The 12,252-nt window shown below is 43.5% G+C and carries 9 protein-coding genes and 1 tRNA gene; 5 read left to right on the top strand and 5 right to left on the bottom strand.

The window, feature by feature from the left end; genetic code table 11:
- Window positions 1-192: 192 nt before the first annotated feature.
- The 3 genes from VH187_RS18055 to celB all read left to right on the top strand — a co-directional run bounded on the left by VH187_RS18055 (window position 193) and on the right by celB (window position 3,279).
- A complete protein-coding gene (locus VH187_RS18055; protein WP_329702830.1) occupies window positions 193-501 on the top strand; it encodes a PTS sugar transporter subunit IIB in 309 nt (102 codons plus the stop codon).
- A gap of 83 nt (window positions 502-584) precedes the next feature.
- The gene (locus VH187_RS18050) at window positions 585-1,892 is read left to right on the top strand and encodes a 6-phospho-beta-glucosidase (protein ID WP_329702829.1); all 1,308 of its coding nucleotides are present in this window, start codon (window positions 585-587) and stop codon (window positions 1,890-1,892) included.
- A 34-nt stretch (window positions 1,893-1,926) separates the two neighbouring features.
- Window positions 1,927-3,279, top strand: coding sequence for a PTS cellobiose transporter subunit IIC (celB, locus tag VH187_RS18045; RefSeq protein WP_329702828.1), 1,353 nt, complete (start codon window positions 1,927-1,929; stop codon window positions 3,277-3,279).
- Window positions 3,280-3,338: 59 nt separating this feature from the next.
- Here celB and ahr read toward each other — a convergent pair whose 3' ends face one another.
- On the bottom strand, window positions 3,339-4,358 hold the full coding sequence (gene ahr, locus VH187_RS18040) for an NADPH-dependent aldehyde reductase Ahr (RefSeq protein WP_329702827.1): 1,020 nt from the start codon (window positions 4,356-4,358) through the stop codon (window positions 3,339-3,341).
- A 297-nt stretch (window positions 4,359-4,655) separates the two neighbouring features.
- Between ahr and VH187_RS18035 the strand changes: the two genes are divergently transcribed.
- Both VH187_RS18035 and VH187_RS18030 read left to right on the top strand, forming a co-directional pair.
- Window positions 4,656-4,740 (top strand) — tRNA-Leu (locus VH187_RS18035).
- A gap of 198 nt (window positions 4,741-4,938) precedes the next feature.
- Entirely contained in the window at window positions 4,939-6,189 is a 1,251-nt protein-coding gene (locus VH187_RS18030; RefSeq protein ID WP_329702826.1) for a tyrosine-type recombinase/integrase, read from the top strand.
- 124 nt (window positions 6,190-6,313) lie between these two features.
- Here the strand turns inward: VH187_RS18030 and VH187_RS18025 are convergent, their stop codons facing one another.
- The 4 genes from VH187_RS18025 to VH187_RS18010 are packed head-to-tail and all read right to left on the bottom strand — an operon-like array spanning window position 6,314 to window position 12,142.
- Window positions 6,314-7,030, bottom strand: a complete 717-nt coding sequence (locus VH187_RS18025; RefSeq protein WP_329702825.1) for a hypothetical protein — start codon at window positions 7,028-7,030, stop codon at window positions 6,314-6,316.
- On the bottom strand, window positions 7,023-8,162 hold the full coding sequence (locus VH187_RS18020) for a hypothetical protein (protein WP_329702824.1): 1,140 nt from the start codon (window positions 8,160-8,162) through the stop codon (window positions 7,023-7,025). Before VH187_RS18020 ends, VH187_RS18025 begins: the two co-directional genes overlap by 8 nt.
- Window positions 8,152-10,470, bottom strand: a complete 2,319-nt coding sequence (locus VH187_RS18015) for a sensor histidine kinase (protein WP_329702823.1) — start codon at window positions 10,468-10,470, stop codon at window positions 8,152-8,154. Before VH187_RS18015 ends, VH187_RS18020 begins: the two co-directional genes overlap by 11 nt.
- Entirely contained in the window at window positions 10,460-12,142 is a 1,683-nt protein-coding gene (locus VH187_RS18010) for an N-6 DNA methylase (RefSeq protein WP_329702822.1), read from the bottom strand. The genes VH187_RS18015 and VH187_RS18010 overlap by 11 nt, the downstream gene beginning before the upstream one ends.
- Window positions 12,143-12,252 lie beyond the last annotated feature (110 nt).

Here is a 12,252-nt window from a genome sequence, read left to right as displayed (position 1 = left end):
AGCGATCCCAAGGGATATGCCACGCGCAGCGCCTTTTAGGCACCTCGACGCCCCTCTCAAAAAAATGAATGAAAAGTATGCATTGATCACATCCATGAAAATAAATTTCATATAGCCTTCTCTATCACATAATCTTAACAATATAGTCATGTGCGTCCTGAATGACCGCATGAACCATCGAAGGGGTAAGTTATGCCAAGAATCGTTTTGTGTTGTGCCGCTGGGATGTCGACCAGCATGCTGGTGAACAAAATGAAAGCCGAAGCCCAACTGCGCTCGCTGGAGTTGGATATCTACGCCGTACCCGTCGCTGAATTCGAACGTGAATTGCCGGGCGCAGATGTGGTGCTGCTCGGCCCGCAGGTCAAATATGAAATCACCCGCCTTTCCGCCATTGCCGAGCCACAAGGTAAAGCCGTTGCGGTTATCGACATGGCCGACTACGGTATGATGCGTGGCGCGGCGGTACTCGACAAAGCCCTGGCCCTGATCGCTCACTGATTTTCCTTTTTTAATCTGACTGGCACTTTCGCGTGACGTTCGCGTTCACGCGTGGGCTTCTGTGTGCCGAAAACGAGGTCATCATGCAAGCATTGAAAATCGCCGTCATCGGCGGTGGTAGCAGCTACACCCCAGAATTGATTGAAGGGATTATCGTGCGCTACGAGCAGCTTCCGGTGACGGAACTGGCGCTGGTGGACGTGGAATCGGGACGCGAGAAAGTGGGCATTATTGCCGCGCTGACCGAGCGCATGCTCAAACACAAAGGGCTCGAACACGTCAAAGTGAGCGTCCATTTTACGCTGGATGATGCCATTCGTGGCGCGAACTTCGTACTGACGCAACTGCGTGTCGGGCAACTGGCGGCGCGAGCGCAGGACGAGCGGTTAGGGCTGAAATACAACCTTTTGGGCCAGGAAACCACAGGCGTCGGTGGCTTTGCTAAAGCGCTGCGTACTATTCCTGTGATCCTGGAAGTGGCGCGTAAAGTCGAAGAACTGGCTCCCGACGCCTTTATCCTCAACTTCACCAACCCGGCCGGGATTGTCACCGAGGCGGTCAGCCGCTACAGCAAAGCCAAAATCATCGGCCTGTGCAACGTGCCGATCAACATGCAGCACATGATTGGCAAAATGCTCGATGCCGATGAATCCACGCTTAATCTGCGCTTTGCCGGGCTGAACCACATGGTATGGATCCACAAAGTGATGCGGGACCGTAAAGATGTGACGGCTGAGGTGATTGAAATGTTGTGCGATGGCAATGCGCTGTCAATGAACAACATCAAAGAGCTGCCGTGGCCTGCTGATTTCCTGCGAGCGCTGAATGCCATTCCTTGTCCGTATCACCGCTATTTCTGGCTGACGCCAGCGATGTTGGCTGACGAAATTGAAGCGGCGAAAGGCAAGGGCACGCGCGCCGAACAGGTGATGAAAGTCGAGCAGGAGTTGTTTGAACTGTACGCCAACCCGAGTCTGGATGAAAAACCAGAGCAGTTGAGCTTCCGTGGCGGCGCGTACTATTCCGAAGTGGCGGTGGAGCTGATCAACGCCATCCACAACAACCTCGGTAAAGAGATGGTGGTCAATACCCGCAACAACGGTGCCATTCACGGGTTCGATGATGACGCGGTGGTGGAAACCAACAGCATAATCGACGCACAAGGCGCACGCCCGCTGGCGTTTGGTCCGTTGCCTCCGGCAATGAATGGCCTGACCCAACAGGTCAAAGCGTTCGAGCATTTAACGATTGAAGCGGCTGTTCATGGCTGCCGTGAAAGTGCGCTGCTGGCGCTGGTCACCAACCCATTAGTGGGCAACGTGACCGACGCGCAGGCGTTGCTGGAAGAAGTGTTAACCCTGAATCGCCAGTGGTTACCGCAATTTAATTAATAACGATTTTTTAACGCAAGAGACGGGGTTACAAATGTCAAAAACAACGCTCATTGAACGCTATGTCATGCCCGTCGCGCTGAAAATCGCCGGGCAAAAGCACGTCCTGTCGGTCCGTGACGGCATTATTCTCAACATGCCGTTTATGCTGATTGGCTCGTTTTTCCTGATTTTCGCCTACCTGCCAGTGCCGGGCTACGCCGATCTGATGACCCATCTGTTTGGCGATGTCTGGCGCGATAAGATGCTGTATCCAGTAAAGGCGACCTACGACATCATGGCGCTGATTTCGAGCTTCGGCATCGCCTACCGCCTGGCGGAAAAGTACCGCACGCTTGACCCGCTCACCGCCGGGGCGATGTCGCTGGTGGCGTTCGTGATGACCATTCCGCAGAACACACTGTTTACGCCGGTTCAAGGCGCGGCAGAAGTGGTAAAGGGCGTTATTCCGATCAATTTCGTGGGCAGCCAGGGGCTGTTTGTGGCGATTGTGATTTCGCTGCTTTCCACCGAGATTTATCGCTTCGTCGCCAACCGTAATCTGGTTATCCGCATGCCGGATGGCGTGCCGCCTGCGGTGGCAAAATCGTTCCTCGCGCTGGTGCCGGGTTTCTGCGTACTGGCAGTAGTGTTAGCGTTGCGTCTGGCGGTAGAAGCCTCACCGTTCGGCGATATTAATAGCATGATCGCCACACTTATCGGCATCCCGATGCATCACGTGGGTGGCACGCTGCCAGGCATGATCATTTCGGTTATTCTGATTGGTATTCTGTGGACGCTCGGCCTGCATGGCGATGCGATTGTGCTGGTCTTCATACAGCCCGTTTGGCTATCGAACATGGCGGAGAACCTGACTGCGTTCCAGAACGGCCTGCCTATTCCGCACATCATCACTCAGCAGTTTTATGATTTGTGGATTGCCCCAGGGGGAACGGGTGCGCTGTTAGGGCTGGTTATCTTTATGGTGTTCCGCAGCCGTAGCGCGCAGATGAAACAGCTCGGGAAAATCGCCGCACCCGCCGCGCTGTTTAACATCAGCGAACCGATGGTGTTTGGTATACCGCTGGTAATGAACCCGTACTTCTTCCTGCCGTTTATATTGACGCCTGTGCTGCTGGTGATTGTCAGCTATACCGCGATGGCGATCGGGCTGGTTGCACCGCCTGCGGGCATAGCGCTGCCGTTCACCACACCGATTTTCCTCAGCGGTTATCTGGCGACTGGCGGGCATGTCTCCGGCACCATTCTACAAGGGGTGAATCTGGCGATTTCGCTGGTGATTTACTATCCGTTCTTCCGCGCGTGGGATCGTTTAAAAGCGAAAGAAGAACATGCGTCGCAGCAAAAAGAGAGCGCCGAAGTGATTCCGGGCGTGCCGAACGCTTAAATGAAAATGCCCGGCGGTGCAAGTGTTGCACCGCCGGGCAATACGTCACTCAGCAATACTTAAAAGTCTGCTTTCAGCACCACGCGATAGCGGGCTTTACCCTCGCGGACGTGTTTCAGTGCTTCATTGATTTGCGACATCGGGAACAATTCGGTGGTTGGTGCCACTTTGCTGCGCCCGGCAAATTTCATCAGCTTGCGCAGTTCAGACGGGTTACCGGTGGCAGAACCGGAGATGCTGCGGTCGCCGCCAATCAACGTAAAGGCCTGCACCTGCAACGGCTTCATCACCGCGCCGACGGTATGGAAGTTGCCGCCGTATGCCAGCGCTTCAAAATACGGCTGCCAGTCCAGATCGACACTCACTGTGTTGATGATCAGATCGAACTGCCCAGCCAACGCATTCAGCGCTTCCGGGTCACGGCTGTTGACCACGCGGCCTGCACCCATCGCCAGCACTTCTTTCTCTTTCGCCGGATTCGAGCTGAACGCCGTCACTTCCGCGCCCATGGCGTGCAGCAATTTAATCGCGATATGCCCCAGACCGCCGATGCCAATCACGCCGACGCGACTGGTCGCCGTCACGTTATTAAGCAACAGAGGTTTGAAGACGGTGATCCCGCCGCACAGCATCGGGCCAGCCGTTTCGATATCAATACTTTCTGGCAGCGGAATGACCCATTGCCAGTCGGCGCGTAGTTTATCGGCAAAACCGCCACGGTTCATAATGGTCGGCACCGAGCCTTCCAGACAGTTGATTTGGTTACCGCTGATGCACGCGTCGCAATGCCCACAGCTTCGCGCTGTCCAGCCCACACCCACGCGTTGACCCACTTTCAGGCCTTTGCTCTGCGCAGCCGTTCCCAGCGCCGCCACACGACCAATGATTTCGTGACCCGCAACTAACGGATAGCTCGACATGCCCCACTCGTTGTCGATCATCGACAGGTCGGAATGGCAGATCCCACAGTAGTCCACTTGCACTTCAACGTCTTCTGGCAGCAGTTCGCCCGCGTCGTACTCCCACACTTCCAAGTCTGCACCCGCCTGTTTCGCTGCGTAACTTTTGATGATGGACATCGCACTTCCCTCATTATGGTGTTGAACAGGAAGTGTAGAGCATGGCGCTGCGCGGCGCTTAGCAGAAGGGGGCAGGATGCACGGGGAAGAGGGGAGGATTGTCTGAGATATCTGAGCGTTGTGCTTCTTTTGGCTGAGTAAGATGAGCGTTCTGGATGCATTCCAGTGTGAGTGAAATCGACCCAAAATAGCTCGCTGCTGCAATTTTCAGCACTTAACCGACGCAAGCATGAACGCCGCTTGCATGACGGCAGATGACAGGTATAATCCCAACCGCTATCAGCAGATCCCTTCCGTGCCGGAGTGGCGAAATCGGTAGACGCAGTTGATTCAAAATCAACCGTAGAAATACGTGCCGGTTCGAGTCCGGCCTTCGGCACCATCGGAACATCAATAGACGTCAACGGACGTCTTTTTTTGTGCCTGAAATCCAGTATCTGCAAGGCTTTCCTCGCTTTTTCACTCAACCTAAGTCAACCTGATTCAATCTACATCAACTTACTGCTGCGGGTACATCTGCGGGTATATCCCGGTTCGATAATGATTGTACCCACACAGAACCCTTGAAAGGATACTCATCATGGCTCTGAGTGATGTGAAGGTTCGTTCGGCTAAGCCTGAAGCAAAAGCCTATAAGCTCACTGATGGTGACGGTATGGTATTGCTGGTTCACCCTAACGGTTCTAAATACTGGCGACTTCGTTATCGCTTCGGCGGAAAAGAGAAGATGCTGGCGCTGGGGAAATACCCTGAAGTCTCGCTGGCAGATGCCAGGGCACGCCGGAATGAAGCCCGTAAGCTGTTAGCTAATGGTGTCGATCCCAGTGAGAACAAGAAAGCTGTTAAGGTAGAACAACAGCAGGAAGCGATAACGTTTGAAGTGGTCGCCAGAGAGTGGCACGCCAGTAATCAGAAATGGTCTTCAGCACATAGTGCTCGTGTCTTGAAAAGTCTCGAAGATAATCTCTTTGCTGCCATCGGTAAGCGGAACATTGCTGACCTGAAGACACGGGATCTACTTGTCCCCATCAAAGCGGTGGAGTCGTCCGGGCGTCTCGAAGTCGCTGCTCGTTTGCAGCAGCGTACTACCGCGATTATGCGCTTTGCTGTGCAGAGTGGGTTAATCGACTACAACCCCGCTCAAGAGATTGCCGGTGCGGTTGCTACGGCGAAAAGAAAGCACCGTGCGGCTCTAGATCTTGAACGTATTCCCGAATTACTTCACCGCATTGATCATTACTCTGGCAGACCCTTAACTCGATTAGCTGTTGAACTCACTTTGTTGGTCTTCATTCGTTCGAGTGAACTGCGTTTTGCTCGCTGGTCAGAAGTGGATTTTGAAACGGCCATGTGGACGATCCCCGGTGAGCGTGAAGCGCTGGACGGTGTTAAACATTCACAGCGTGGTTCAAAGATGCGGACGCCTCACCTTGTTCCTTTGTCGCGGCAAGCCTTAGCTATTTTGGAAAAGATCAAAAACATGAATGGAAACCGAGAGCTGATCTTTGTGGGCGATCACGATCTGCGTAAGCCGATGAGTGAGAATACGATTAACAAGGCTCTGCGAGTGATGGGTTATGACACGAAAACGGAAGTATGTGGACATGGCTTCAGGACTATGGCGTGTAGTTCTTTGATTGAATCGGGATTGTGGTCGAGGGATGCTGTAGAGCGGCAGATGAGCCATCAGGAGCGTAGCTCTGTTCGGGCAGCTTACATCCATAAGGCGGAGCATCTTGGGGAGCGTAGGATAATGCTGCAGTGGTGGGCGGATTATCTGGATACGAACAGGGAGGTAGCAGTAAGCCCATTTGATTTTGATAAAACATAAAGTATCAATAAAAACGAATGTATAGTGAATCTGAAAGTTATAAATTACATTATACAGTATTTTATTAGTTGCTTCAAAATAGAATCAGGGAGTGGATGTATACCCATTCCCTGATTAGTTAATCTCATATGAAATGAGGGTTTAATTTTTTTGCTGAAATAACAGCATCCAGATCTTTTCTTGTTGATTTGTTTTTGCTATCCCAATAGGAACTTAAAGTAGAGTAATAATCTTTCCACCAGCTTTCTTGAGCTTTCTCTACTATACAGTGGTATTCTTTCCTAGCTCGAAGTTTTCGCCATTCTCGTTCTGAAAAGAAATTAGATATTACGAAATCAATCCCTAGGATAATATCTAGGGGATGATGCATCACTCTGGGTGTATCAAGAATAACTAAATCGCCAAAATTATTCAGTTCGGCAATCTTTTTTCCGCCGTGATGTAAGTGATAATCTGGGTGCATATATAATGGAGGATTCCCGGGCATAACATGGTAGTCCATATGCCAACAACCTTTGCATTCGGATACATCCTCTTCCTTAAGGCAGGAGTATTCAATATCAATGACCATCTTGGAGACGTTTGAATAAACAAAATCATCGCCATTAATATCTACTTGGCCGCTCATTTTAACATCTAGGCTTTTATCCCATATCCCTGATCTGACATATTCACCATTTACGCTGTGGAAAATCAATCCATTTATAGAGTATTTTTTCGGATTTCTTTTAAGTTGATCTCTCACACTCCTCAATGGGCTAGGATTATAGATAAAGTTTTCTTCCATTAAGATATCGGCAATTCTTTCTAAATCTTGGGCAAGTTCTAGAGGACTAGGCATCTGGTTTTAACCTCGCCTTCAGTGTTAAACGTTTAGTTCTATCCTCAATATGGACACTGTATTTACCTGTTTTACCTTCGAGAACTGCTAAAAGGTCTAAATATTTAGGTTGTTCCCATGGTTTTAGATCAGGATCTCTAGCTCTCAGTGCATCGTACGGATCTAATGGAACATCTGTAGCAACACAATTTATCCATAAGTGACTGCTTTGGTTTCCTTTATACGATAAAGTTATTGGCTTTAAACCCACTAGATTCGTTTTCTGTTTTAATATTTCAACTCGCTCATTCACATCTAAAGATTGAAGTATAGGATTTTCTGGAGATATTGAAAACCACCAATCTTCTATTGAAGAAAACCACCAACGTTTTTTTGTACTAAAAATACCTTTATATAAGCAATTGTCAAAACGTGACTTTAAATTTTCCCAGTCGGCTGAAGTGCTTTGATCTATCCCTAAACGCGTTAACAACATCTTTTCAGTAACTAACATTCCAGCACTGCGAACTAATGTTGAGTAAATTGCACTTACTACAGCATGAGTATCATGTGATTTTGCTTTTATGAAATCAATGAATCTTTTATCGACTTGTTCAAATTTAGCCTCATCTATCCCCAAAATAGTCATAATGCTATTATCGTGAAGATCTTCCCCATTTTTATTATGAACTTCATTTGCTAATTTATAAGCATGAATTAATTCATTTAAGGCTTCTGCTGCTTTTTTAGGAATTCCTCGATCAGCTAATTTGTTTTTTTTAATTACATAATCAAAAAGATCATGAGAAGAATCATCAGGAGTAAAGGATTCAACAATCCTCTCTTCATTAGATAGTAAAATTAAAGGCATGACAGCTATTTCACCAATTGCCATTACTGTCCTAAGGTGTTGTGCCAAGGTAGTACCAAAATAATCTACTTTAAGATTATCATCACTTTCCGCTGTTAATTGCTGATCGATTATAACACCTTTAAATCCTTCTTCTCTTATTAAATTCACGACATCTTTTATATTCATAACTTGTCGATGGTGAATTTTAAATTTTTCATCAGATTGTGCTTCGAGCGTATTTATATATGCTCTCACAGTTTCATAGCGGTCATCATCAATATATAGATATTTAGTAGGCATCTTCAGGAATCTCCGATTCTTTAGCTCTAGGCAGTATTATTTTAATGCAAGTTTTGTAACCTTCAGAAGGTGAGGTAACGGATATTTCTCCGTCTAACTCTGTAATGATTTGTTCCGTTATTGAAAGACCTAGCCCCATGCCTCTCATATATTGATTTTCAGATGAATAAGATTTCGCAGGTATTTCTGTAGTGTATAACGGCCTAAATATCTCAGCCCATTTATCTTCAGGAATTCCATCTCCATTATCTTCAAACCTAATAGTAATATAATTTTCAGTTGTCTTTACATCAAGATGAATTTTACCCTTTTCTGGGTTAGCTCTTTGAATTGCTTTAATTGAGTTTGTAAATAAATTTATTAAAATAGACATTAATTCTGAAATATGTAGTTTTTTTGTCCATATATCCCATGAGTCGAATTTCGATTCAAATTTATATCCCCTACGTTGAATCGTTGGTGACATGGCACTATAAAATTTATTTATGATTTGCCTTATTTCGTAGTGATTTTTTTCACGATTGGAATTACTTCGCATTGTTCCATCGAAGAAGTCAGTATACGCGACAAGCATTGATAAGTTAGTCTCAAGCTCACCCTGAATTTCTAATATTTCTGGATTAGTTTCTGAAAGTTTTAAAAGAGTGACACTATTGAGTCTTAAGTTAGTTAAATATGTTTGTATTTCATGAGTGAATTCAGAAATAGCAAGCCCCATAGATGATAATACTCTGTACATTAATTGCTCATTAACATATTCTTTTAGGGTATTATCAAAGGTGATTATTTCTTGCTCAATCTCATTATCCAATTTTAGATATTCATCAGTGGAATGAACAGTTTGAATAGCGTTATCATCACTTTGATGGGTTGTTTTTAATTCGCTTTTTTGTATAATTTTATTTTTTAGATTTGCAAATTGTTCTTCAACTTTTTCTTTTAATGGCTTAGACTTTTCATATTTTTGAGAAGCAGTGACTTTTCTTCCTTTTTCAGAAGCAACATGAGAAGCAACTTTTATAGCAATATTTTTTGTTAATTCAACTAAGTGATTGAAGCTCTCTGTTTCAAGTACACCTTCGCGTGATGATGTCTCTTCAAATTTATTACCAGCAGGGTCATAGACATAAACGCCACCAATAAAGTTTGTATTGGAGTGTGGGGGTAATATGACTCTTCGTCTAGATGATTCATCTAAACTTAGCCAGTCATTGAATCTTTCCCCATAGGGAGCAACATAGAAATCATTTCTATAGAGTACTATACCTCCGTTGGAACGTAAGAAACCGTTCAAATATTTAATTTTTGGATCTCCTTGTGACAATCCAAAATAATGTAGCTCTAATCTATAACCGCATTCTAAAAGATCTTCAAAATAATACTCTTCTATCGTTAATTGTTTGTCTAGCTTGGGGTTATTAATACCTTTGATATCTATTAAACAATATCCTTTCTTCATTTCTGCTGTGACTTTGACATCAGCGGAAGAAAAATATACAGAATTATCATCTAAAATAAAATCGGTCAATTTACCTGATTTGTCAATAAAATTGAATTTAACATCAAAGCCAGGATCTAAATTACCATCAGCTGGTCTGACCATTATAATGTTAGATAGATAATGAAAGGCAGTAGAGATATTATTGTCTGTCCATGCTTCTTTTACATTACCAATTTCCAACCGAGTACCATGCTGAAAATTATAATCATTGGTATGATCATGCGTGATTTTGTTCTTAATTGTTTGTATTGATTGTCCAGAAGAATATAGATCCCAATCAATATCAATACATGTATAAAAGTCATCATCCTTTTTTTTCGTTATTATTTTTAATGAAGAACCTATTTTTTGCGCAGAAAATCTTCCAATCCCTTTTTTACCTGCTCTGGGGCGGGAATATGAAGGGGATACAGGGTTTTCTGCTTTATCTGCAGTACTAATTTTCATGAAACCATTGATTAATTCATCAAAATTCATTCCATTCCCTGAGTCTTGAATGTTGATTTTTCCCCCTGGCTCCTCAGTTCCAATGAATTCTACAAAAACGGTTGTAGCATCTGCATCATAAGCATTCTTGACCAACTCACTCAATGCGGTTGTTTTTTTTGCTACAAGTTGCTCACCTAAGCGTTCTACTAACTTTGCATCAACCGAGAAACGAACATTCTCTTTGTCAAAAGCTGAAATTTTTTCTGAGAGTTCGATTAAGCGATCATAATCGATATTATCATTAATAAGTAGCGCACCATCTTTTGAGACGGTAATTGTTTTGAGCAACTGTTTCTTGAGTTCATTTTCATTGTTCATCGAAGTTTCTCACACCTTTGTATCGCTCTTTTCGTAAGAATAAAAGACCTTCTGATAAGACATCACATTGCACTTGAGTTAATAATCCAGATTGTATCAATGCCTTATCAATGATTTTTGTTGCTATATGTAACTCATTATTTTTTATATGATGTTCAACATTTTTTAATACATCATTTAATAAATTTATACAATGATCGTTAAGTAGAATTTTTATTCTTTTTCCAGCACTAGGTTCTATTTTTAATACTCCTGAACTATAAGCTCTACCTTCAACTTCAGCTGAGAATTGTGAGTAGGTAGATAAGAGTGTTAAAGATATTGCTAATTTGTTCTTTAATGTGGTTTTTTTACGGAAAAAGATTCTGTGTATTGAGTTTGTACAGTTAACCTTTGCTTGGTTAATAACCAATCTCGGGCCTAAGTGAATCATATATGATAAAAAACCATCTGGGATTATGTTATCATCGGGCGAAAACCAATAGGTTCTTTTTTTGAACGTCCTATTTTTTAATATTTCTGAATATGGAAGCTGAGATAAATATTTTTTGACATTGCAATCTTTGGCCTCCATCTGCTCCAAAGATGGGTTTACTAGAAACACACGATGGTTATGATTTTCAATCATCTGCTGCCTAGATTTTGTGTGTCTGATCCCAATAAGTGAGGAAAACCGCCCTATTACAGGTTTAACACAACTTGCAGGAATATTATTTCCTTCTAATATTTCCTTGTTTACAATAAAAATTTTATTTGCACCTGTAACCATACCGATTTTAATATCAATAAAATCATTTAATTGGTATGAGAAAGTAGATGAATTTAGTTGCTTATATGTGTCTTTTATTATTGTTGAAATAAACGCTAATTTATAATTTTCATCACTATGACTATTCTTCTCATTTCCGTTTTTTAGAATTATATCTAGATCAGAAATTCCATCTACAGAATATACTGAAAAATTACAAATCTTAACTTCAGTTGTACTGAATCCACTACCAACTAATATCACGGAAGTTTCTTCTGCTCCTTCAGAACGAAAGTAACGCTCAGCTAATTTTACAATTTTAATTGTATCAAAATGTTTTTTATATATATCTATTAATTTTTTAGCATAATCTGCATGTAATGCACTGCTTGGTAAAACCCATGCAACACGACCACTGGTTTTTAAAAATGAAAGGCTATGTAACAAAAAAAAGGCCCAAAGGCTTGCATTTCTTCCTATGGTTTGTCCTGAGAATGGTGAATTGTGTAATATTTTTTCACAGGATGATCTTTGTGTTTCTGTCATATTGTGCATAGAAACATATGGTGGATTTCCGATTATAGTATCGAATGTAGGTGTAATAAAATCTTCTGGTTTTACTTTTATGAAATCGTTTTGTATGAAACGATTTTCTATAGATAAGATTGTTCCAAATTTTTGGCTGAGGATATCAAAAGCGAGCGGATCTATGTCTACTCCAAATAGTTGTTTTGCTGGAGAGTTACAGCCTAAGTTAACTAACCGTGATATACAACTATCAAAAAAACCGCAACCACCAAAACTTGGCTCTAGGATGTGATCACTTGAAGACTCTATCGCCCAGTTGGCTAGCACTTGGCTGAGTTCTGCTGGAGTGTAGTAAGCTCCAAGCTCTTTTTTCTTTACCAAGGAATGTGGATTCATGGTTAGTTTATGCCCGTTCTAATGCAATTACTTAATTATGAGATTTTAACCTGTAATCATTAAAAAAGAACTAACATTGTGAGGTCTCATCGATACTTATATCATTATTT

This window comes from Scandinavium sp., assembly GCF_036271055.1.
In the GTDB taxonomy this organism is placed as follows: Bacteria; Pseudomonadota; Gammaproteobacteria; order Enterobacterales; family Enterobacteriaceae; genus Scandinavium.
Note: the sequence above shows the minus strand (reverse complement) of the source record. Positions and strands in the feature narration are given on the sequence as shown.

Excerpts from the sequence above, each read along its gene's own strand:
- ahr (WP_329702827.1), bottom strand. The coding sequence starts at position 4,358 with ATGTCCATCATCAAAAGTTACGCAGCGAAACAGGCGGGTGCAGACTTG.
- VH187_RS18030 (WP_329702826.1), top strand. The coding sequence starts at position 4,939 with ATGGCTCTGAGTGATGTGAAGGTTCGTTCGGCTAAGCCTGAAGCAAAA.
- VH187_RS18015 (WP_329702823.1), bottom strand. The coding sequence starts at position 10,470 with ATGAACAATGAAAATGAACTCAAGAAACAGTTGCTCAAAACAATTACC.
- VH187_RS18020 (WP_329702824.1), bottom strand. The coding sequence starts at position 8,162 with ATGCCTACTAAATATCTATATATTGATGATGACCGCTATGAAACTGTG.
- VH187_RS18010 (WP_329702822.1), bottom strand. The coding sequence starts at position 12,142 with ATGAATCCACATTCCTTGGTAAAGAAAAAAGAGCTTGGAGCTTACTAC.
- VH187_RS18050 (WP_329702829.1), top strand. The coding sequence starts at position 585 with ATGCAAGCATTGAAAATCGCCGTCATCGGCGGTGGTAGCAGCTACACC.
- celB (WP_329702828.1), top strand. The coding sequence starts at position 1,927 with ATGTCAAAAACAACGCTCATTGAACGCTATGTCATGCCCGTCGCGCTG.
- VH187_RS18055 (WP_329702830.1), top strand. The coding sequence starts at position 193 with ATGCCAAGAATCGTTTTGTGTTGTGCCGCTGGGATGTCGACCAGCATG.
- VH187_RS18025 (WP_329702825.1), bottom strand. The coding sequence starts at position 7,030 with ATGCCTAGTCCTCTAGAACTTGCCCAAGATTTAGAAAGAATTGCCGAT.